The following is a 19,650-nucleotide window of genomic DNA, read 5'->3' as shown; positions in this document are numbered from 1 at the left end:
CCCACCCCTTCCCATCCCGAACAGGACCGTGAAACGACTTTGCGCCGATGATAGTGCTGCAACCAGTGTGAAAGTAGGTTATCGTCAGGCTGTTATACCAAAAAGCCCGTGAGCTGACGCTCACGGGCTTTTTTCTTTTAGACGCCCCACATGATGTTTTCGCCGCCATCGCGCGCGGCGCGCAGCATTTCCAGCAGCGGAAACGCGCGCTGGGCGAAGCCCACGTGCAGCTTCTCCGCCAGTTCGGCCACCTCCGGATCGTCCGGCAGCTGGTGACTGTGCCCCTGCTGCGCATGGTCGGCATCGACTTCCGGATGCAGCTTGCTCAGCGCCACTTCCTGCTCCAGCACTGTCAAGGCATTGCCGGCTTCTTCCGCCGTGATGACGCCGCGCGTCGGGCTCTTGTTGAGCAGGTCCAGGATGCGCTGCGCATGTTCCTGGTACATCATGACGGCGGGGGACGATTTGGATTTGAAGGTGATTAACATGGCGCTTCCTGAGACTTTGTTATTAGTGTCCTAACGATATCACGTCTGCAAAAAGCCGTTTGTGCGCGCGTTACCGTTCAGTTCAACTTAAACGAACTCATGAAGGTTTCAACATTTTCTTTGCGGAAATCCTTCTCCGGCCCGACCACGATCACCTGATAGACGCGCTTACCCTGCGACAGGAAGCGCCCGTGCATCAGCAGGGGCACGCCACGGCTCATGCCGCGTGCTTCGATCTCGAAAGCCCCGTTCCTGGTGCGCCCAGGCGCTTCTGCTGCGCCAATATTACGCAGCATGGCAGTCTTCATGGCCTGCACGGCGAGCGGCGCCTTGTCGGCGTCCGGCAGTTCGGCTGTGCCTACTGCGAACATGGTCCCGTCGATGTCAGTGGCCGTCATCGTCATTTTGGCCGTGAGGCCGTTGAGGTCCACATCGCGGGTATAGCTTGCCGGCTTCGCCGGGAACAGCACGGCATACGGAGCGTCCGCGCTGCGATAGTCGCGCCAGTCGAATTTGGGGCTGCAGGCGCTCAGCACGAGTGCTGCGAGGAGGGGAAGTGCGATATGTGTTTTCATGTTCCGCATGGTATCAGTTCGCAAGCCGCCTGAAGCGGGCTCGTCTTGACTCGCCGTGATTGACTGGGCTATCTTGAGCGCATGCCAGCCGACCTCCAGACCCCACCAGCCCAGGTAGCCGCGGTGCAAGAGAATGCGCCGAGCTTCGACCAGCAATATGAACAGGCGCGCGGCTTCGCGAATGCGGGACAGCATGAGCTGGCGCTCAAGCTGTATTCCGACCTGCTCGCGCGCTCGCCCGGCAATGTTGACGTGCTGCTGGGACGCGGCATTGTGTACACGCGCATGCAGCGCTGGCAGGAAGCGGAGAGCGACCTGCGCGCCGCCGCCACTGCGGCGCCGAACTATGCGGACGTGTGGTCCGCCCTGTCGAATATGTACCGCTGGAGCGACCAGCCGGCAAAGGCCAGCGAAGCCTATGAGCGCCTCGTTGCGCTGCGGCCGGAAGAGCGGCAGGCAATCGAGCCGGTGGTGCTGGCCGTGCAGCCAAGGATTGCGAATCCCGAAGCGGCGGCGCCGGCCGGCTACCGCTGGGCTGCCAGCCTGTCGGGCAGCTGGACCGATCCGGCGCGCTTCGATGAGCGCTGGCACGACCAGACCTTCGCCGTGCGCCGCTACGGCGAGTACGGCTCGCTCGCCTTCGAAACGCTGCGCGCGCACCGCTTCGACCGCCACGACTATGCCTGGGCGCTGGACGGCTATGTGGACCTGTGGAAGGGCGCGTATGCCAATGTGCGTTACCAGCACTCCTCCACCGCACGCCTGTTCCCGGGGAATTCAGGCCGGGTGGAGGTGTTCCAGAGCCTCGGCGGCGGCTGGGAAGCTTCGCTGAGCGATGATGTGCTGAACTTTGCGGGGCGCGTGAATATTTACGGCGCCAGCATCGCGAAGTACATCGGCAATTTCTACGTGCTGCTGCGGCACCAGGCCATCATCAGCGACGATTCGCACAGCAATGGCCAGCGCGCACTGGTGCGCTATTACTACCGCGGCGATGCGGACAGCTATGTGGAAGTGGCGGGCAGCCGCGGCCGCAGCGATGATCCGCTGTCGCTGATCGGCGGGCAGACCCGCTCCGGTGGCGGCAGCATCACCGTGGTCCACTATTTCACGCCGCAATGGGGCCTGAAGCTGGGCGCGAACAGGTCGCGCCAGACGGGACAGGGCAGCGAGCGCGGCGTTTCCGTGTCGCTCTACCGGCGATGGTAGCGAGCGGCCCGCTGCAGCGCCTTCAACAGCGGCTCGGTCTCGGGCTGGCGGCTTTCCTCGATCATCTTCCCGCACTGCTGGGCGGCCTGCTTTGCCTGCGCCTTTTCGAACTGGCGCATGCCAGCACGCGCATGCCGGTCTGGAACACCTTCGCCGGCGCGGCGATCTTCAACGATGCGCTGTCGGTACTGCGCTACGGCTGGCTACTTTTCCTCGCAGTCCTTCCCCTGACGCTGGTGAGCCGGGAACGGGCGCGTACGGTTCTCCTTGGGCTGGCGTGGACTTGCGTAATCTGCCTGTCGGCCGCGCTGATCCAGTACCAGTGGGTATCAGGCGTGATGCTGGGCGCCGACCTGTTTGCGTACAGCTGGCAGGAGGTGATGACGACGGTGGGCGGCGGCTTCTCCGTCAGCACGGCGCTTGCCCTTGCACTGCTCGTTTCCATCGCAGCCGTATGGCTGCTGCTGGCCCGAATGGGGCGCGAGTGGTGGCCGCGCGCCACACCCGGCCTGGCGCTCATCGTGCTGCTGGCCAGCGTGCTTGCCTTCATCTTTGCACCAGACCATGTGCGGCCCGATGCGGTCAAGAGCGACGAGGCCCTGGCATCAAGCCTGAACAAGGCAGCCTACTTCCTCGACAATAACTGGGCGCACTTGCGCAATGTGAGCAGGGCAGCGCCCAAGGCTGCGGCCAAGGAAGGGACGTACTGGGCGACATGGAGCGGCGGCGATGAGCGCTACCCCTTCCTGCATGCAAACCGGACGCCGGATACGCTTGGCCCGCTGCTGAACGTGCAGCAGCAAAAGCCGCCGCACCTGGTCTTCATCATTGTCGAAGGATTGGGGCGGTCGTTCTCGGGACCGGGCGCGCGCTACGGTTCCTTTACGCCCTTCCTCGACAGCCTCGCGCAGCGCAGCCTGTACTGGGAGAACTTCATCGCAGGCCAGGGCCGTACCTTTGCCGTGCTGCCTACCGTCTTCGCTTCGCTGCCGTTTGGCCCCAACGGCTACACCGCGTTGGCGGACGGGATGGAAGCGCATGCCTCGCTGATGCAGGTGCTGAAGCGGCAGGGGTATGCAACGCGTTTCTATACCGGCTCCAACCTGGAATTCGATAACGAAGGCGCCTACCTGCGCAAGGCGGGCGTGGAAACCCTGGTGAGCGAGAAGGATTTCGGCGCGGCCTACCAGCGCAGCAATGAGTGGGGCTATGGCGACCGCGAGCTGATGGAAGTGGCGCTGCAGCATGAGCGGCAGCAGCAGGGCAAACCCTCGGTCAGCATCATCCAGACCACCAGCATGCATACGCCCTTCACCTTCCAGGGCAAAGCAGCCTATATGGACAAGGTGCCGCAACGGCTGGACCAGCTGGGTATTGCCGCCGAACGGCGAGCGCCGTACACGGCGCAGCAGGAAATCTTTGCCAGCATACTGTATGCGGACGATGCGCTGCGCCACTTCTTCGAGCAGGCAGCGACGCTGCCCGGCTACGCCAATACCATCTTCATCATCACCGGCGACCACCGCCTGCCGGAGCTGCCGATGGACACGCGCATAGAGCGCTACCACGTGCCCCTCATCGTGTTCTCGCCGATGCTGAAGGCGCCGCGCGCCATCAAGTCGATATCGTCACAGTTCGATATCACGCCATCGCTGCTGGCGATGATGGCGAACCAGTATGGCCTGAAGACGCCAGCGCAAGTGCCGTGGCTCGGAACCGGGCTCGATACCGAGCCTGAATTCCGTAACCTGCACGCGATTCCAATGAAGCAGACCAAGACCGAGATGAGCGACTTCATCTCCGGCATTGCCTACCTGGCGCAGGGCCAGCTGTACACCATTACGGACGGCATGCAGGCCGAACGTGCGGACAGCGATACCGCCCTCAGCGAAATCCGCAGCCAGTTTGCGGCCTTCCAGTCCGCGAACAGTGCATTCGGGCGCAGCGGACGGCTGGCTCCTGCCGAAACCCTGGAACAGCTTGTGGCTTATCACGGCGCGGAAGCGACGCTGCGCAGCGTGCGCCTGGCAGCGGAGCCGGGCGCGGTGGCCGTGCAGGACAGCCGTGCAACGGTTACGGACGGGATGATCGAGGTGAAAGCGCAGTTGGTCAATCACGGCGACTTCCTGTCGCCGCCAGTCTCGCCGCTGCTGGTTCTGACCGATGCCGCAGGCAACGAGCTGGCGGAAGCCACCGGCGCGGCGCATGCCATGCAAGCCAATGCGAAGCGCGTTATCAGCCTGCGCATCGACGCGCGCAAACTGCCGAAAGGGGGCTATTTCGTGTCCTTGCTGCCATCGAATCCTGATACCGGCAAGCCTGCCGGCATAGGGCAGTATCACATGCCGGTGCAGCGCTGATGCGCGCGCTGCTGCTTTCGCTGCTGCTGTTCTGCACTGCCGCGGCAGCGGCGCCGGCGCCGCGCGCAATCTGGATGTGGGAAGAAGATTCCTATGCGCTGCTGGAGCGGCCAGCAGATGCCGCCGGGCCGATCGCTTTTCTCAGGTCGAAATCGATCACCACGCTGTTCCTGTATGCCGATGCCTTCGATGGCCGCAACCTGATCGTCACGCAGCCGCAGCTCTACCGCACACTGGTCCGCCGCCTGCACGGCGAGGGCATCAAGGTGTATGCGCTGCTGGGATCGGCCTACCTGAACACTGAACGCTATGTGCTGCCGGAACGCCGCGCCGACGCACTGGCCATGGTGCAGCGGGTGCTCGACTACAATGCCGCGTCCGCGCCGGAGGAACGCTTCGATGGCGCCAACCTCGATATCGAACCGCACATCATGCCAGAGTGGGGCACGCGCAAGGAGCAGCTGCTCAAGGATTTCATCGAGATGAGCGAAGCGGTGATGGCCGCCAAGCGGCGCTCGGGCCAGGCCTTGCTGATCGGTCCCGCCATTCCCTTCTGGCTGGATGGTATCCAGCTCGCATGGCGCGGCGAGCGCAGGCCGGTCAGCGAGTTCCTGCAGGACCAGTACGACTACGTGGCCCTGATGGATTACCGCGACCGTGCCGCCGGCGGGGACGGCATCATCAGCCATGCGATGGACGAGATGCACTATGCGCAGTCCATCGGCCGCAAGGTGTGGGTGGGCGTTGAGACCATGCCGAATTCGATCAAAAAGGTCTCCTTCGAGCATCTCAGGGAAGCCGATATGGAGCGGGAGCTGGCGGCGGCCCAGCAGGACTTTGCGCCATCGCCCGCCTTCCTCGGTTTCGCCGTGCACCACTACGGCAGCTACCGCAAGTGGCTGTCGCGGCAGGGGCGCTGATCAGCCGGCGCCGGTTTCATTGTCGGCTGGACCCTGCAGCCCGGTGGGATCGTTGCTGCGCGGTGCGTTACCCAGACCGCTTTGCGCGGCTTCATCTTCATCCTGGCCCTGCTCCGCGGGGCGCGGCGTATCCGCTCCGCTTACCCACGGCGTATGGGCCGCTTCGTCGTAGCCCTTGTCGGTGTCTTCTTTATCCGGCGTTTTCTGCTCAGCCATCATGGCCTCCTTGTGCGATGAAAAGGTAAGCTCCATCCTGAACAAGATGCGCCGGATACTCAATAGGTTCAGGCAGCGTGCGCTTGTAGGACTACGGCGCTAGGGCGCGCGCAGGGCGCGGCGCAGCTGGATTGCTTCGGAAATATGCGCTTCGCCTATCGTTGCGGCGCCTTGCAGGTCGGCGATGGTGCGGGCGACGCGCAGGATCCGGTGATAGGCGCGCGCCGACCAGTGAAACTTCAGCATAGCCCCGCGCAAGGTCGAGAGGCCATGGCGGTCAGGCTTGCAGTAGCGGTCGATCTCGCGTGTACTCAGGTCGCGGTTGCTCTTGCGCTGGCGTGCGAGTTGGCGAGCGAAAGCTGCCTGCACGCGCGCGGCAATCACCGCCGATGATTCGCCGTCGGCATCGGCCTGCAGCGTATCCGGTGGAATCGGGCCGACTTCGATCTGGATATCGATACGGTCCAGCAGCGGGCCGGAGATGCGGCCCTGATAGCGGTCGATCATGTCGGGCGGGCAGCGGCACTGGCCGGAAGGGTGGCCATGGTACCCGCAGGGACAGGGATTCATCGCGGCGATCAGCTGGAAGCGGGCCGGGAACTCGGCCTGGCGCGCGGCGCGTGAAATCGTCACGCGGCCCGATTCCAGCGGCTCACGCAGCACTTCCAGCACGCGGCGGTCGAACTCCGGCAGCTCATCGAGGAACAGCACGCCGTGATGGGCCAGCGAGATCTCGCCGGGCCGCGGCACGCTGCCGCCGCCCACCAGTGCGGCGCCGGACGAGGTGTGGTGGGGCGCGCGGAAAGGGCGCATCTTCCAGTCGCCGATGTCGAAGCCGCCCGTCAGCGACTGCACGGCAGCCGCTTCCAGTGCTTCGTCATCGGACATTGCTGGCAGCAGTCCTCCAAAACGCGACGCCAGCATGGTCTTGCCCGCACCCGGCGGACCGACCAGCAGTACCGAGTGCAGGCCGGCGGCCGCGACTTCCAGCGCACGCTTGACGGTCTGCTGGCCCTTCACATCGGCAAAGTCGGCGCTGCCCGCCGGGCCGGGCATGGGCTGGGGCAAATGGCGCGGCAGGCGCGCCTCGCCATCCCGTGCGCACAGATGGCGGCAGACGTCGAGCAGCGTCGCGGCGGGATAGATGCAGGCGTCGCTGACCAGCGCTGCTTCGTCGGCATTCCCGGCAGGCAGGATGAAGGCACGGCCGCCGGGACCACTGGCGCGGCGCATGGCGAAGGTCATGGCCAGCGCGCCGCGAATCGGGCGCAGTTCGCCGGTCAGCGACAGCTCTCCTGCAAACTCGTACCGGTCCAGCGTGCCGGCCGGTATCTGCTGCGAGGCGGCCAGGATGCCGAGCGCAATCGGCAGGTCGAAGCGGCCGGATTCCTTGGGCAGGTCGGCCGGCGCCAGGCTGACGGTGATGCGGTGCGCCGGCATCTCATAGCCCGCATTGTGGATCGCGGCCCTCACGCGGTCGCGCGCTTCCTTGACCTCGGTATCGGCGAGGCCGACGATGTGGAATGCAGGCAGGCCGTTCGCCAGGTGCACCTCGACATTCACTTCTGGCGCTTCCATCCCCGCCAGGGCGCGGCTTCTCACGACGGCAAGGCTCATCTCGGTCCTCCGCACGGCAATAACTGTGGCATCGTAGCCAATCCGCGGCGGCCGGCCTTGCGCCGCCACAAACCGGCCGTGATAGCATGTGCTGTCGTGTTACGGGAGCGCATCATGCTGACTCAGTCGGCAACATCCACGCTGCACCAGCAGCTGCAGGGCATGCGGCCTGCCTTGCTGCGCTTTGCAGTCCTGCAGCTGCGTAATGAGGCGCTGGCCGAGGATGCGGTGCAGGAAGCCCTGCTCGCGGTGCTGGAAAAGCCGGACCGTTTCGCGGGGCAGGCCTCGCTGCGCACCTATGTCACCGGCATCATGAAGCACAAGATCATCGATATCCTGCGCAGCACTGCGCGCGAGGTGCGGGTGGAGGTGTTCGATGAGGAGGGCGAGGAAATCATCGATGCCCTGTTCCAGCCGGACGGCCACACCTGGGATATGCCGCGCGATTGGGGCGATCCCGATGCGGCGCTGGAGCGCAAGGAATTCTTCAGCATCATGGAGCTCTGCCTCGAAAAACTGCCGCGCAACACGGCCCGCATGTTCCTCATGCGCGAGTGGCTGGAACTGGAAACCAGCGAAATCTGTAAGGAACTTGGCTGTTCCGCGTCTAATGCCTGGGTAATGCTATATCGCGCGCGCCTGCGGTTGCGGGAGTGTCTCGATCTGAACTGGTTCGGCCTGCAGCCGGACGGCAATCACGAAAGGGCTTGAGGCGATGATACGGAAACCGACCTGCAAGGAAGTTCACCGCCTGGTTTCGGAAGGACTGGACCGCAACCTCACGCTGACCGAGCGTTCACGGGTCCAGATGCACCTTCTGGTATGCCGCGCCTGCGACCGCTTCAACGGGCAAATGGGCCTGCTGCGCAAGGCGATGCAGCGTTTTGAAGTGCCGCTGGATGCCGATGACCGCAAGGACTAGCTGACGATCCAGCAAAAAGAAGCTGTAAGGCCGAAGGGGGGAACGCCGACTAAAGCGTGCCTACCCTGACGGAGCCCTATTTGACTGCGCTGGACCTGCCCCCCATTACGCCCACCTTGCACCGCCAGCTGGAATCCATGCGGCCCATGCTGCTGCGCTTCGCTCTGCTGCAGCTGCGCGACAACGGCCTGGCGGAGGATGCGGTGCAGGATGCGCTGCTCGCCGTGCTGGAAAAGCCGGAACGCTTCGCCGGCCAGTCTTCGCTGCGCACCTATGTAACGGGGATCCTGAAGCACAAGATCGTGGACGTGCTGCGCAAGGCTACGCGCGAGCGCCGTTTCGACGGCGAAGGCGAACAGGCCGAGGACGATGTGATCGACGCCCTGTTCCGGGCCGACGGCCACACCTATGATGCGCCCCGCAACTGGGGCGATCCGGATGCTGCGCTGGAACAGAAGGATTTCTTCCGCGTGCTGGAGCTTTGCCTGGAGCGCCTGCCGGAACAGACCGCACGCGTATTCCTGATGCGCGAATGGCTGGAAATGGATACCGAAGAAATCTGCGCGGCGCTGGGCTGCACCGCCTCCAACGCCTGGGTCATTTTGTACCGCGCGCGCATACGACTGCGCGAATGCCTGGACCTGAACTGGTTCGGCATGCGGCGTGTGTAAGGAATCCGGCGCCTGCGGCGACTATGCCTCAGCCGGTTCGAATGTCCGGCGTCCACACTACGACGAACTAAAGGAGAATCACAATGGAAAAGCGTCACGCACTGCTGGCTTCTGCCCTGGTAGCCGCCTGTACCCTCGGTATGTCCAGCGCCCACGCGGCCGATGACAAGGCAAAGGAGAAATGCTTCGGCGTTGCCAAGGCCGGCCAGAACGACTGCGCCAGCACCACCGGCGCGCATTCCTGCGCAGGCCAGTCGAAGAAGGACAACGATCCGACCGAATGGAAGTACGTGGCCAAGGGCACGTGCGAAAAGATGGGCGGCAAGATGGCCGCGCCGAAGTAAGCATCATGCGGAGCGTGCCGGCCAGGGTAATGGAACGCCGCGCCATGGCGGTCGGTGTCGGCCTGCGCGCTCCGCACTTCCAGGATTTCCTCGACCGGCGGCCTGCGGTGGACTGGATCGAGGTGCATACCGAGAACCTGTTCAACGGGCAGGGAAGGGATGCGCAGGTGCTGGAGCAGCTGCGCAGCGACTATCCCGTGAGCCTGCATGGCGTTGGCCTGGGGCTGGGCTCCGCCCATGGTTTCTCCACGCGCCACCTGCAGCGCGTGCGTGAGCTGGTGGAACGCTACCAGCCCTTCCTCGTTTCGGAGCATCTGTGCTGGGGCGCGGTGGAAGGGCGCCATCTGAACGACCTGCTGCCCATGCCACTGACGCGCGAAGCAGTGGAGCTGTTCTGCGACCGGGTGGACCAGGTGCAGGGTGTGCTGGGCCGCCGGATCCTGATCGAGAACGTATCCACCTACCTGCGCTTTCGCGGCGATGCCATGAGCGAAGCCGAATTCCTGGCCGAACTGGCGCGCCGTACCGGCTGCGCCATCCTGCTCGATGTGAACAACCTCTACGTCAACCAGTGCAACCATGGCGAGAATGCGCACATGGCGCTGCATGCGCTGTCCGGGGCCGCCATCGGCGAGATTCATCTGGCCGGCCACCTCGTCGCGCCGGATGCGGTGATCGACCATCATGGTGCGCCGGTAGACGACAAGGTTTGGGACCTGTATGCCTCGGCGGTGCGCAGTTTCGGCGCCGTGCCGACGCTGATCGAATGGGATACGGATATCCCGCCGCTGGATGTGCTGCTGGCCGAAGCGGAACACGCACGGCGCATCGGCGACCGGGTGCTGGCCGGGCCGACGGCATTTCCGCTGGCGGCAGCCCAGGGCCGCATGGCGGCCGCGCTGTTCGAGCGCGAACTGGCCGGCGCGGCGGCACCGCTGTTCGTGGGCGAACAGGAGGCGGTATGCCAGCGCCTGGCCCTGTACCGCGGCAACCTCGGCGCCAGCTGGACCAAGGTGCTGGCAGCTTCCTATCCTGTGCTGCAGCAACTGGTGGGCGAAGAGTATTTCGCAGCGCTGGCGCGTGCCTATGGCCGCGCCTGGCCTTCGCAGTCGGGCAACCTGGATGACTTTGGCGGACACTTCCCCGAATTTTTGGACAGCCACGCTGCTGCCGCCCAGTATCCCTACCTTCCCGATATGGCGAGGCTGGAGCGCGCCCTGGGCCGCGGCGCGGCCGGCGGTGGGCAGCGGCTGGAGGCGGCGCAGTTGCAGGGCCTGGCGCCGGAGGCGCTGGACAGCATGCGGCTGCGGCTGGCGCACGGCGTTGAGCTGTTCCATTCCTGCTGGCAGGTGGTGCCTGTCTGGCATGCACACCGTCCGGAAGCGGAGCTGCTGCTGCCGGATGATCCCGCCGGCGCCAGCTTCGCCGCCATTGTCCGGAGGGCGGGAGCGGCCTGGCCGCTCCCGCTGGAGGCGGCATCGTTCGCGGCCCTGTCGGCGCTGCAGGACGGCGCCACGCTGGGCGGCGCGCTGGGCGGCGCGCTGGACGCCGCGCTGGCCTGCGATCCCCATGCCGACTTCGGCGCTTACCTGCAGCAATGGCTGCAGCATGGCCTGTTCGATGCGGCCTGCCATCTTATTCAGGAGTCATGATGCAGAAATTATTGGCCATGCACCGCCGTATCGGCGCTTTCGACGCGCAATTGGCGGAATGGGGCGGCGCCGCGCTTGGGCTGGCGCTGCGCTGCTATATCGGCTGGCAGTTTTTCAAGGCGGGCATGGTGAAGCTGGGCGACTGGGGGGCAACCCGGGAGCTGTTCCGGCTTGAATACCATGTCCCCCTGCTGCCGCCCGACCTGGCGGCCGTGATGGGCGCGGGCGGCGAGATAGTGTTGCCGCTGCTGCTGGCGCTGGGCCTGCTGTCCCGGCCGGCGGCGCTCGGCCTTTTCCTGGTGAACCTGATGGCGGTGCTGTCCTACCCCCAGCTGTTCGACTTCGCCTGCCCGGCGGCGGTCAACGACCACAAATACTGGGGCATGCTGCTGCTGGTGCTGGCCGTCTTCGGCCCGGGCCGGCTCTCGCTCGACCGCTGGCTGCAGCGCCGGGCCGGCTGAGCCTTACTTGTCGGCCGCGTTCGCGGCCAGCTTCGCCTCCAGTTCAGCGAGGCGCGTCTCCAGCAGTTCCAGACGGGCGCGGGTCTTGGCCAGCACCTGCGCCTGGATGTCGAATTCTTCGCGGGTCACCAGGTCCAGCTTGGCGAAACCCTGCGTCATCATCGCCTTCACATTCTTCTCAATGTCCTTCGCGGGCGAATTGTCGATTGCGTGCTGGATCTTCGACTGCAGGTCGGTGAGAAAGGCATTCATGTCCATCGTGGTGCTCCTGAGAGTATTTGCCGTTTCTGCACCGGATTGGTGCGCAAACGGCGATTATTTGGTGCGAAACCGGGCGCCTTATCCCTTTGGCAGCTATCAACGCAGCAACATTTGCTGGCACACATTCTGCTAAAGAGGTAGGTAGCCGGACGATCAAGCTGAATTTTAAACTGCATCCGCCATAAAAGTTCACTCCAAAACCAAAGGAAACCGCCATGAAACAGAAAACCAAGCATCTGCCTCTCGCCTCCGCAGTTATTTTTGCTCTGGCAACCATGGCAGGTGGAATGGTGCAGGCCCAGGAGGCCGCGGCCGCGCCGGAAGCCAAACCAGACAATGAGATCGTCTACAACATTGCCGTGACCAATGACTACCGCTTCCGCGGCTACTCGCAGACCCGCGCCCGGCCAGCTCTGCAAGGTGGCGCCGACTGGGTGCATAACCCGACCGGCTTCTACGCCGGCACCTGGGCCTCCACCATCAAGTGGGTAAAGGACGGTGGCGGCGATGCCAGCATTGAGTGGGATGTTTATGCGGGCAAACGCGGCAACCTGACGGAAGCGGTCAGCTACGACATCGGCGGCCTGGGTTATATCTATCCGTCGAATGACCTCAATCCCAGCGCGAACACTTTCGAGCTGTACGGCCAGCTGGGCTTCGGCCCTCTCAGCCTGAAATATTCGCACTCGCTGACTAACCTGTTCGGCTTTGCCGACAGCAAAAACAGCCAGTATTGGGATGCACAGCTGAACCGTGAAGTGGCCGATGGCTATATCTTCAACTTCCATGTGGGCCACCAGAAGGTGCGCAACCTGAGCGCCGCCTCCTATACCGACTGGAAGATTGGCGTGACCAAGGACTTCGGCATCGCAACTGTGGCGCTGGCTTATATCGACACCAGCACGTCTTTTTATGTGGCACCGACGGGGAAGAATCTGGGCAAGTCCGGCCTGATCCTGACCGTCTCCAAAACCTTCTGAACGCGAGGCTAGCATGAAACTCATTACTGCCATCATCAAGCCATTCAAGCTCGACGAGGTCCGCGAGGCCCTGTCGGCGATCAATGTGCAAGGCATTACTGTTACCGAAGTAAAGGGCTTCGGCCGCCAGAAAGGCCATACCGAGCTGTACCGCGGGGCCGAGTATGTGGTCGACTTCCTGCCCAAGACCAAGATCGAAGCCGCCGTGGACGACGCCATCGTCGAGCAGGCGATTGAAGCGATCGAAGGCGCCGCCCGTACCGGCAAGATCGGCGACGGCAAGATTTTCGTCTACAACCTGGAACAGGTCATCCGTATCCGTACCGGCGAGACCGGCAACGACGCACTCTAAGGGGAAACTGAATGAAGAAAACTATAACAAAGCTGCTTGCGGGGATGGCCGTGCTGCTGGCCGTGAGTGCAGGCGTTCCAAGCTGGGCACAGGATGCAAAACCGGCGGCGCCAGCCGCCAGTGCGGAAGCGGCGCCTGCGCCAGCAGCCGCAACGCCTGAAGCTGCGCCGGCCCCGGCCGCCGCCGCGCCTGCCGCCGCCGCTCCTGCGGCAGCACCGGCCGCGCCGACCGCCGCACCAACGCCGCAGAAGGGCGATACCGCCTGGATGTTCGTGGCCACGCTGCTGGTCATCCTGATGACGATTCCCGGCCTGGCCCTGTTCTACGGCGGCCTGGTGCGCTCCAAGAACATGCTGTCCGTGCTGCTGCAGGTCTTCATGATCTTCGCGCTCATCATCGTGCTGTGGTGCCTGTACGGCTATTCGATCGCCTTCACCGAGGGCAATGCCTTCTTCGGCAGCTTCGGCCGTGCCCTGCTGAACGGCATCTACGACCCGGCCGCGGGCGCATTTGCTTACGCCGCAACCTTCAGCAAGGGCGTGGTCATTCCTGAATTCATCTTCGTGGCCTTCCAGGGCACCTTCGCCGCCATCACCTGCGGGCTGATCGTGGGCGCCTTCGCGGAACGCGCGAAATTCAGCGCCGTACTGGTGTTCATGGTGCTGTGGTTCACCTTCGCCTACCTGCCGATCGCGCACATGGTCTGGTTCTGGACCGGTCCTGACCTGATCACCAGCGCCGAAACCTCGGCCACCGAAGCGGCCAAGGCCGGCTTCATCTGGCAGAAGGGCGCGCTGGACTTCGCCGGCGGCACCGTGGTGCACATCAACGCCGCCGTGGCCGGTATCGTGGGCGCCATCATGATCGGCAAGCGCGTGGGCTATGGCCGCGAATCCATGGCGCCGCACTCGCTGACCATGACCATGATCGGCGCTTCGCTGCTGTGGGTGGGCTGGTTCGGCTTCAACGCCGGCTCCGCGCTGGAAGCGGGCGACGTGGCCGCGCTGGCCTTCATCAACACCCTGATTGCCACCGCAGGCGCCACCGTGTCCTGGGTCTTCGGCGAATGGATCGCCAAGGGCAAGCCTTCGATGCTGGGCGGCGCGTCCGGCGCGGTGGCCGGCCTGGTGGCCATCACCCCGGCGGCCGGCTTCGTCGGCCCGATGGGCGGCTTGGTCATCGGTCTGCTGGCTGGTATCATCTGCCTGTGGGGCGTGAATGGCCTGAAGCGCATGATCGGCGCCGACGACTCGCTGGACGTATTCGGCGTGCACGGCGTGGGCGGCATCCTCGGCGCGATCCTGACCGGCGTGTTTGCATCGCCGTCGCTGGGCGGCCAGGGCATCTGGGACTATGTGGCCAACAAGGGTTCGGCTGAGTATTCGATCAGCGGCCAGGTCATCACCCAGGCGACTGCCGTGGGCATCACCATCCTGTGGTCGGGTATCGTGGCCATCATCGCTTACAAGCTGGTAGACATCGTGATCGGCCTGCGCGTGCCGGAAGAAGAGGAACGCGAAGGCCTGGACATCACCAGCCACGGCGAATCGGCATACCACTCCTGATTCCGCAGTCTGGAACGTCAAAGGCGCCCCATTGGGGCGCCTTTTTTGCTTTTCAGACCTTTAAATTGCCACTTTTGCCCCGATTTGGTGATTTCGCAAGGCTTAGCCGCAACTTAGAAGGATTGAAAGCATGGTTCCCCACCTCGTCACGGCCCTGACCGGACCGCTGCTCGACCTCGAAGAGAAAATCCTGGCCGCAACCCCCGCCATCGAGCGCTGGTTCCGCCTGGAGTGGCAGGAGCACACCCCGCCGTTCTACGCCTCGGTCGACCTGCGCAACGCGGGCTACAAGCTGGCGCCGGTGGACACCAACCTGTTCCCGGGCGGCTTCAACCAGCTGGCGACCGAAATGCTGCCGCTGTCGGTGCAGGCGGCCATGGCCGCAATCGACAAATACTGCCCGGATGCGCGCAATTTGCTGCTGATCCCCGAAGTTCACGAGCGCCATCCCACTTACCTGGAGAATGTGGCGCGGCTGATGCAGATTTTCCGCCAGACCGGCCTGCACGTGCGCCTGGGCACACTGAACCCCGAGATTACCCAGCCGACGCCGGTGGCGTTGCCTGATGGAAATATGCTGGTGCTGGAGCCGCTGGAGCGTTCGCCGAACGGGCGCCGGGTGGGGCTGAAGGATTTCGATCCCTGCACCATCCTGCTGAACAATGACCTGTCGGCCGGGATTCCTTCGATCCTGGAAAACATCCATGAGCAGAGCCTGCTGCCGCCGCTGCATGCGGGCTGGGCGCTGCGGCGCAAGAGCAACCACTTCAGCGCCTACGACGAGGTGGCCAAGAAGTTCGGCAAGCTGATCGGCGTGGACCCGTGGATGGTCAACCCCTTCCATGCCAAATGCGGCGAAGTGGACCTGCTGTGCGGGGAAGGGCAGGAATGCCTGGCGTCCAATGTGGACGCGGTGCTGGCCAAGATCCGCAAGAAGTACAAGGAATACGGGATGAAGGACCAGAAGCCCTTCGTCATCATCAAGCCGGATGCGGGCACCTATGGCAAGGGCATCATCAGCATCCGCGATGCGAGCGAGCTGAAGGACCTGAGCGAAGCGCAGCGCAAGAAGATGTCGGTGATCAAGGACGGCAAGGTGGTATCCGACCTGAACATCCAGGAAGGCGTGCCGACCTTCGAGCACATCCAGGACGCGGTGGCGGAGCCGGTGGTCTACATGATCGACCGCTACGTGGTGGGCGGCTTCTACCGCATCCATGCCGAGCGCGGCGTGGACCAGAACCTGAATGCGCCGGGCTCGCAGTATGTGCCGCTGGCCTTTGCCCAGCAGCACGCCGTGCCCGACCTGAAAGCCAAGCCCGGCACGGCAGCGCCGAACCGCTTCTACGTCTACGGGGTGGTAGCCCGCCTGGCGCTGCTCGCCGCCTCCCTCGAAATGGAACGCACCGACCCCAACCCCGAAGTTTACTGACACCCTGGGGTCAGGCACCAGGCTGTCAGTATGACAAGCGGTGCCTGACCCCATGGTGTCACGGGGGCGGCTGATCTCGGCTAGAATCAGCTATTACTTCGAATGGATGTGCCAATGAAAATCGCCTTTCTCGCTGATCCGCTGAGCAGTTTTAAGATTTACAAGGATTCCACTTTCGCCATGATGAGCGAGGCGGCGAAGCGGGGGCATGAGGTGTATGCCTTCCAGCAGCGCCATATGGCCCTGCGCGACGGCGTCGTCACCGCTTTCGTGGCGCGCATTCACCTGACCGGCGATAGCGACGAATGGTACCGGGCAGAGGATGCCGTCGATGTGAAGCTGTCGGAGTTCGATGCCATCATCGAGCGCAAGGACCCGCCCTTCAATATGGAGTACGTGTACGGCACCCAGCTGCTGGAGCAGGCCGAGCGCCAGGGGGCGCGCGTGTTCAACAAGGCTTCCGCCATCCGTGACCATAACGAGAAGCTGTCCATCGCCCAGTTCCCGCAATTCACGTCGCCGACCCTCGTGACTTCCGATGAGACCCGCCTGCGCGACTTCCACGCCGAGCATGGCGATGTGATCTTCAAGCCGCTGGACGGCATGGGCGGCGCCGGCATCTTCCGCGTCAAGGCCGATGGCCTGAACCTGGGCTCCATCATCGAAACGCTGACCAATAACGGCCACACTACCATCATGGCCCAGCGCTACATCCCCGATATCGTGAAGGGCGACAAGCGCGTGCTGGTCATCGGCGGCAAGCCGGTGCCGTTCTCGCTGGCGCGCATTCCGCAGGCGGGCGAGGTGCGCGGCAACCTGGCGGCCGGCGGTACCGGCGTGGCCCAGCCGCTGACGGCGCGCGACCGCGAGATCGCCGAGGCCATCGGCCCCGAACTGGCCTCCCGCGGCCTATTGCTGGTAGGATTGGACGTAATCGGCGATTACCTCACCGAGGTAAACGTCACCAGCCCGACCTGCTTCCAGGAGATCACCCAGCAGACCGGCTTCCAGGTTGCCGCGATGTTCATCGATGCGGTGGAAGCGGCGGTGCAGGCGGGCCACTAAGGAAGCTTATGGTAGGCATATTGTTAATGACTCACGCGCCGCTCGGACAGGCCTTCCTGGCAGCCGTGGCCCATGTGTTCCGCGGCCCCACCGAACGCCTGGAGGCAATCGATGTGGTGGCCGACCAGGACCTGAACGAGGTGCAGTCGCTGGCGGCCGCCGCGATCAAGCGCCTGGACGACGGTTCCGGCGTGCTGGTGATCACCGACGTGAAGGGCGGCACCCCCGCCAACTGCTGCAACAAGCTGGCCGATGCCGGCCGCGTGGAAGTCATCGCCGGCATCAGCCTGCCGATGCTGCTGCGCGCGATCACCTACCGCACCGATACGCTGGATGTGGTGGTGGAGATGGCGCTGGCCGGCGCGCAGAGCGGCGCGGTGCGCGTCGATAACAGAATAAGGGTCGGCACGACCTGACGTGCCGCCGTTCAAGCGGCGGCGATTGCTGGGCATCCTGATTGAGAAAACGACAGAACAGAACATGATTCAACAAGAACTCGAAATCATCAACAAACTCGGTCTGCATGCGCGAGCCTCCGCAAAATTCACCCAGCTCGCCGCCAAGTACAAAAGCGATGTCTGGCTCACCCGCAATGCGCGGCGCATCAACGCCAAGTCCATCATGGGCGTGATGATGCTGGCTGCCGGCAAGGGCGCCAAGGTCACGCTGGAGGCGGATGGCCCGGATGAACAGGATTGCATCAACGCGCTTGCCGCACTGGTTAACGACAAGTTCGGCGAAGGCGAGTAATGCCGTTTGACCGTTCTTCCTTTTTTCCAGGTCCACCCATGGCATCGTTCACACTGCACGGAATTCCAGTCTCGCGCGGCATAGCGATAGGCCGCGCCCACCTGCTGGCGCCCGCGGCGCTGGATGTGAAGCATTACCTGATCCAGGAAGAACACGTTGAAGCGGAAGTGGCAAGGCTGCAGGAGGCGCTGGCCGCCGTGCACGTGGAACTGCAGACGCTGTGGAACGAGCTGCCCAAGGATGCGCCGACCGAGCTGGGCGCCTTCATCGACGTGCATGTGCTGATCCTGTCCGATCCCATGATTTCGGAGGCGCCGCTCGACATCATCCGCACCCGCCACTACAACGCGGAGTGGGCGCTGGTGACGCAGATCGAGGAGCTGTCCGCCCAGTTCGACGAGATCGAGGATCCCTACCTGCGCGAGCGCAAGGCCGATATCCAGCAGGTGGCCGAGCGCGTGCTGAAGAAGCTGATGGGCAGCGAGCCGCTGCAGATTACGCGGCCGGAAGAGGATGACGAGTTCGCGGCCAAGATGATCGTGGTGGCCCACGATATCTCGCCGGCCGACATGCTGAAGTTCCGCGACGGCTCCTTCATCGGCTTCGTTACCGATGTGGGCGGCCAGAACTCGCATACCGCCATCGTGGCGCGCAGCCTGGATATCCCGGCCACCGTGGGCGTGTCGCAGGCCTCGCGCCTGATCGAGCAGGACGACTGGGTCATCATCGACGGCGAAGCGGGCGTGGTCATCGTCAGCCCCAGCGCGCTGGTGCTGGAGCAGTACCGCGAGCGCCAGCAGGCCGGTGTCAAGGCGCGCAAGAAGCTCAACAAGCTGAAGAAAACCCCGGCCGTCACCAGGGACGGCACGGCCATCACGCTGCTGGCCAATATCGAACTGCCGGACGATTGCGGCCCGGCGCTGGAGGCGGGCGCCAACGGGGTGGGCCTGTTCCGCTCCGAATTCCTGTTCATGGGCCGCGCCGGCAATATGCCGTCCGAGGACGAGCAGTTCGAACAGTACCGCAAGGCCGTGGTGGCGATGAAGGGCCGCCCCGTCACCATCCGTACCCTGGACATCGGCGCCGACAAGCCGCTCGATCCTACCGAACATACGGCCCTGAACCCGGCCCTCGGCCTGCGCGCCATCCGCTACTGCCTGTCCGAGCCCCAGCTGTTCCTGACGCAGCTGCGCGCCATCCTGCGCGCATCCGCCTTCGGCAAGCTGCGCATCCTGATTCCGATGCTGGCGCATGCCTTCGAGATCGACCAGTCGCTGGCCATGATCGAGCAGGCCAAGGCGCAGCTGCGCGAGGCCAATATCAAGTTCGACCCGCAGGTGGACGTGGGCGCGATGATCGAGATTCCGGCGGCCGCGCTGGCGCTGCCCATGTTCGTCAAGCGCATGAACTTCCTGTCCATCGGCACCAATGACCTGATCCAGTACACGCTGGCCATCGACCGGGTTGATTACGAGGTGGCGCACCTTTACAATCCCCTGCATCCCGCCGTGCTGCAGCTGATCTCCATGACGATCGCCGCCGGCCACAAGGCGGGCATCGATGTCGCCGTGTGCGGCGAGATGGCGGGCGATGTGAAGCTCACCCGCCTGCTGCTCGGCATGGGACTGAAAGAATTCTCGATGCACCCGGCCCAGCTGCTGTCGGTGAAGCAGGAGATCCTGAACAGCGATATGTCGCTGATCGTGCCGCAGACCCGCAAGATCCTGCGCTCGATGGAACCGAATGTGATCGCCGACGCCGTGCTGGCCTTGCAAGCGATGTAAGAAAGCCTGCGGAACCCATCCTCGCG

22 protein-coding genes and 1 rRNA gene are annotated in these 19,650 nt (G+C 64.0%); 18 read left to right on the top strand and 5 right to left on the bottom strand.

All coding sequences use genetic code 11. The features are described from left to right. Positions 1-90, top strand: a 5S ribosomal RNA gene (gene rrf / locus ACJRPG_RS23170); the annotation flags it as partial. Between the two features lie 47 nt (positions 91-137). Here rrf and ACJRPG_RS23165 read toward each other — a convergent pair. After that, a complete protein-coding gene (locus tag ACJRPG_RS23165; RefSeq protein WP_408002469.1) occupies positions 138-488 on the bottom strand; it encodes a DUF1840 domain-containing protein in 351 nt (116 codons plus the stop codon). A gap of 77 nt (positions 489-565) precedes the next feature. After that, a complete protein-coding gene (locus ACJRPG_RS23160) occupies positions 566-1,063 on the bottom strand; it encodes a hypothetical protein (RefSeq protein ID WP_408002468.1) in 498 nt (165 codons plus the stop codon). 81 nt (positions 1,064-1,144) lie between these two features. On the opposite strand from ACJRPG_RS23160, the gene ACJRPG_RS23155 reads away from it, so the two are divergent. Genes ACJRPG_RS23155 through ACJRPG_RS23145 form a run of 3 tightly spaced genes read left to right on the top strand, consistent with a single transcriptional unit; the run spans position 1,145 to position 5,552 of the window. Beyond that, complete coding sequence (locus ACJRPG_RS23155; RefSeq protein ID WP_408002467.1) at positions 1,145-2,272, top strand: YaiO family outer membrane beta-barrel protein; 1,128 nt, start codon at positions 1,145-1,147, stop codon at positions 2,270-2,272. Further along, on the top strand, positions 2,266-4,632 hold the full coding sequence (locus ACJRPG_RS23150; protein WP_408002466.1) for an LTA synthase family protein: 2,367 nt from the start codon (positions 2,266-2,268) through the stop codon (positions 4,630-4,632). Before ACJRPG_RS23155 ends, ACJRPG_RS23150 begins: the two co-directional genes overlap by 7 nt. Further along, positions 4,632-5,552 (top strand): hypothetical protein, encoded by a 921-nt coding sequence (locus ACJRPG_RS23145; protein WP_408002465.1) that lies wholly within the window; start codon positions 4,632-4,634, stop codon positions 5,550-5,552. The genes ACJRPG_RS23150 and ACJRPG_RS23145 overlap by 1 nt, the downstream gene beginning before the upstream one ends. Here ACJRPG_RS23145 and ACJRPG_RS23140 read toward each other — a convergent pair whose 3' ends face one another. Both ACJRPG_RS23140 and ACJRPG_RS23135 read right to left on the bottom strand, forming a co-directional pair. Next, a complete protein-coding gene (locus ACJRPG_RS23140) occupies positions 5,553-5,768 on the bottom strand; it encodes a hypothetical protein (protein WP_408002464.1) in 216 nt (71 codons plus the stop codon). Positions 5,769-5,867: 99 nt separating this feature from the next. Continuing rightward, positions 5,868-7,385: a YifB family Mg chelatase-like AAA ATPase gene (locus tag ACJRPG_RS23135; protein ID WP_408002463.1), complete on the bottom strand. Its 1,518-nt coding sequence runs from the start codon at positions 7,383-7,385 to the stop codon at positions 5,868-5,870. Positions 7,386-7,499: 114 nt separating this feature from the next. Between ACJRPG_RS23135 and ACJRPG_RS23130 the strand changes: the two genes are divergently transcribed. From ACJRPG_RS23130 to ACJRPG_RS23105, 6 genes are all read left to right on the top strand, one after another. After that, complete coding sequence (locus ACJRPG_RS23130; protein ID WP_408002462.1) at positions 7,500-8,096, top strand: sigma-70 family RNA polymerase sigma factor; 597 nt, start codon at positions 7,500-7,502, stop codon at positions 8,094-8,096. 4 nt (positions 8,097-8,100) lie between these two features. After that, complete coding sequence (locus tag ACJRPG_RS23125; RefSeq protein WP_408002461.1) at positions 8,101-8,307, top strand: zf-HC2 domain-containing protein; 207 nt, start codon at positions 8,101-8,103, stop codon at positions 8,305-8,307. An 80-nt stretch (positions 8,308-8,387) separates the two neighbouring features. Next, positions 8,388-8,978 (top strand): sigma-70 family RNA polymerase sigma factor, encoded by a 591-nt coding sequence (locus ACJRPG_RS23120; protein ID WP_408002460.1) that lies wholly within the window; start codon positions 8,388-8,390, stop codon positions 8,976-8,978. Between the two features lie 83 nt (positions 8,979-9,061). Next, positions 9,062-9,322, top strand: coding sequence for a BufA1 family periplasmic bufferin-type metallophore (locus tag ACJRPG_RS23115; protein ID WP_408002459.1), 261 nt, complete (start codon positions 9,062-9,064; stop codon positions 9,320-9,322). Between the two features lie 29 nt (positions 9,323-9,351). Beyond that, entirely contained in the window at positions 9,352-10,974 is a 1,623-nt protein-coding gene (gene bufB / locus ACJRPG_RS23110) for an MNIO family bufferin maturase (RefSeq protein ID WP_408002458.1), read from the top strand. Continuing rightward, on the top strand, positions 10,971-11,435 hold the full coding sequence (locus tag ACJRPG_RS23105) for a DoxX family protein (protein WP_408002457.1): 465 nt from the start codon (positions 10,971-10,973) through the stop codon (positions 11,433-11,435). Before bufB ends, ACJRPG_RS23105 begins: the two co-directional genes overlap by 4 nt. Before the next feature lie 3 nt (positions 11,436-11,438). Here the strand turns inward: ACJRPG_RS23105 and ACJRPG_RS23100 are convergent, their stop codons facing one another. Continuing rightward, positions 11,439-11,693 (bottom strand): accessory factor UbiK family protein, encoded by a 255-nt coding sequence (locus ACJRPG_RS23100; RefSeq protein WP_408002456.1) that lies wholly within the window; start codon positions 11,691-11,693, stop codon positions 11,439-11,441. A 218-nt stretch (positions 11,694-11,911) separates the two neighbouring features. Here ACJRPG_RS23100 and ACJRPG_RS23095 point away from each other — a divergent pair, with 218 nt between their 5' ends. The 8 genes from ACJRPG_RS23095 to ptsP all read left to right on the top strand — a co-directional run bounded on the left by ACJRPG_RS23095 (position 11,912) and on the right by ptsP (position 19,624). Next, a complete protein-coding gene (locus ACJRPG_RS23095; protein ID WP_408002455.1) occupies positions 11,912-12,676 on the top strand; it encodes a TorF family putative porin in 765 nt (254 codons plus the stop codon). A 13-nt stretch (positions 12,677-12,689) separates the two neighbouring features. After that, positions 12,690-13,028 (top strand): P-II family nitrogen regulator, encoded by a 339-nt coding sequence (locus ACJRPG_RS23090; RefSeq protein WP_277413926.1) that lies wholly within the window; start codon positions 12,690-12,692, stop codon positions 13,026-13,028. Positions 13,029-13,039: 11 nt separating this feature from the next. Further along, the gene (locus tag ACJRPG_RS23085; protein WP_408002454.1) at positions 13,040-14,593 is read left to right on the top strand and encodes an ammonium transporter; all 1,554 of its coding nucleotides are present in this window, start codon (positions 13,040-13,042) and stop codon (positions 14,591-14,593) included. 130 nt (positions 14,594-14,723) lie between these two features. Continuing rightward, on the top strand, positions 14,724-16,025 hold the full coding sequence (gene gshA, locus ACJRPG_RS23080; protein WP_408002453.1) for a glutamate--cysteine ligase: 1,302 nt from the start codon (positions 14,724-14,726) through the stop codon (positions 16,023-16,025). Between the two features lie 114 nt (positions 16,026-16,139). Beyond that, the gene (gene gshB, locus ACJRPG_RS23075) at positions 16,140-17,090 is read left to right on the top strand and encodes a glutathione synthase (RefSeq protein ID WP_408002452.1); all 951 of its coding nucleotides are present in this window, start codon (positions 16,140-16,142) and stop codon (positions 17,088-17,090) included. Positions 17,091-17,098: 8 nt separating this feature from the next. After that, positions 17,099-17,506 carry a PTS sugar transporter subunit IIA gene (locus ACJRPG_RS23070; RefSeq protein WP_408002451.1) on the top strand — a complete coding sequence of 136 codons (408 nt, stop codon included), beginning with the start codon at positions 17,099-17,101 and terminating at the stop codon, positions 17,504-17,506. A 64-nt stretch (positions 17,507-17,570) separates the two neighbouring features. Next, on the top strand, positions 17,571-17,840 hold the full coding sequence (locus ACJRPG_RS23065; protein ID WP_408002471.1) for an HPr family phosphocarrier protein: 270 nt from the start codon (positions 17,571-17,573) through the stop codon (positions 17,838-17,840). A 38-nt stretch (positions 17,841-17,878) separates the two neighbouring features. Further along, on the top strand, positions 17,879-19,624 hold the full coding sequence (ptsP, locus tag ACJRPG_RS23060; RefSeq protein ID WP_408002450.1) for a phosphoenolpyruvate--protein phosphotransferase: 1,746 nt from the start codon (positions 17,879-17,881) through the stop codon (positions 19,622-19,624). Positions 19,625-19,650 lie beyond the last annotated feature (26 nt).

The sequence above is a fragment of the Pseudoduganella rhizocola genome, from assembly GCF_045984285.3.
Classification (GTDB): domain Bacteria; phylum Pseudomonadota; class Gammaproteobacteria; order Burkholderiales; family Burkholderiaceae_D; genus Rugamonas.
Note: the sequence above shows the minus strand (reverse complement) of the source record. Positions and strands in the feature narration are given on the sequence as shown.

Coding starts and splice junctions, on each gene's coding strand:
- ACJRPG_RS23090 (WP_277413926.1), top strand. CDS start 12,690: ATGAAACTCATTACTGCCATCATCAAGCCATTCAAGCTCGACGAGGTC.
- ACJRPG_RS23140 (WP_408002464.1), bottom strand. CDS start 5,768: ATGGCTGAGCAGAAAACGCCGGATAAAGAAGACACCGACAAGGGCTAC.
- ACJRPG_RS23125 (WP_408002461.1), top strand. CDS start 8,101: ATGATACGGAAACCGACCTGCAAGGAAGTTCACCGCCTGGTTTCGGAA.
- gshA (WP_408002453.1), top strand. CDS start 14,724: ATGGTTCCCCACCTCGTCACGGCCCTGACCGGACCGCTGCTCGACCTC.
- ACJRPG_RS23070 (WP_408002451.1), top strand. CDS start 17,099: ATGGTAGGCATATTGTTAATGACTCACGCGCCGCTCGGACAGGCCTTC.
- ACJRPG_RS23150 (WP_408002466.1), top strand. CDS start 2,266: ATGGTAGCGAGCGGCCCGCTGCAGCGCCTTCAACAGCGGCTCGGTCTC.
- ACJRPG_RS23130 (WP_408002462.1), top strand. CDS start 7,500: ATGCTGACTCAGTCGGCAACATCCACGCTGCACCAGCAGCTGCAGGGC.
- ptsP (WP_408002450.1), top strand. CDS start 17,879: ATGGCATCGTTCACACTGCACGGAATTCCAGTCTCGCGCGGCATAGCG.
- ACJRPG_RS23135 (WP_408002463.1), bottom strand. CDS start 7,385: ATGAGCCTTGCCGTCGTGAGAAGCCGCGCCCTGGCGGGGATGGAAGCG.
- ACJRPG_RS23115 (WP_408002459.1), top strand. CDS start 9,062: ATGGAAAAGCGTCACGCACTGCTGGCTTCTGCCCTGGTAGCCGCCTGT.
- ACJRPG_RS23155 (WP_408002467.1), top strand. CDS start 1,145: ATGCCAGCCGACCTCCAGACCCCACCAGCCCAGGTAGCCGCGGTGCAA.
- ACJRPG_RS23105 (WP_408002457.1), top strand. CDS start 10,971: ATGATGCAGAAATTATTGGCCATGCACCGCCGTATCGGCGCTTTCGAC.
- ACJRPG_RS23160 (WP_408002468.1), bottom strand. CDS start 1,063: ATGAAAACACATATCGCACTTCCCCTCCTCGCAGCACTCGTGCTGAGC.
- ACJRPG_RS23165 (WP_408002469.1), bottom strand. CDS start 488: ATGTTAATCACCTTCAAATCCAAATCGTCCCCCGCCGTCATGATGTAC.
- bufB (WP_408002458.1), top strand. CDS start 9,352: ATGGAACGCCGCGCCATGGCGGTCGGTGTCGGCCTGCGCGCTCCGCAC.
- gshB (WP_408002452.1), top strand. CDS start 16,140: ATGAAAATCGCCTTTCTCGCTGATCCGCTGAGCAGTTTTAAGATTTAC.
- ACJRPG_RS23065 (WP_408002471.1), top strand. CDS start 17,571: ATGATTCAACAAGAACTCGAAATCATCAACAAACTCGGTCTGCATGCG.
- ACJRPG_RS23095 (WP_408002455.1), top strand. CDS start 11,912: ATGAAACAGAAAACCAAGCATCTGCCTCTCGCCTCCGCAGTTATTTTT.
- ACJRPG_RS23145 (WP_408002465.1), top strand. CDS start 4,632: ATGCGCGCGCTGCTGCTTTCGCTGCTGCTGTTCTGCACTGCCGCGGCA.
- ACJRPG_RS23100 (WP_408002456.1), bottom strand. CDS start 11,693: ATGGACATGAATGCCTTTCTCACCGACCTGCAGTCGAAGATCCAGCAC.
- ACJRPG_RS23085 (WP_408002454.1), top strand. CDS start 13,040: ATGAAGAAAACTATAACAAAGCTGCTTGCGGGGATGGCCGTGCTGCTG.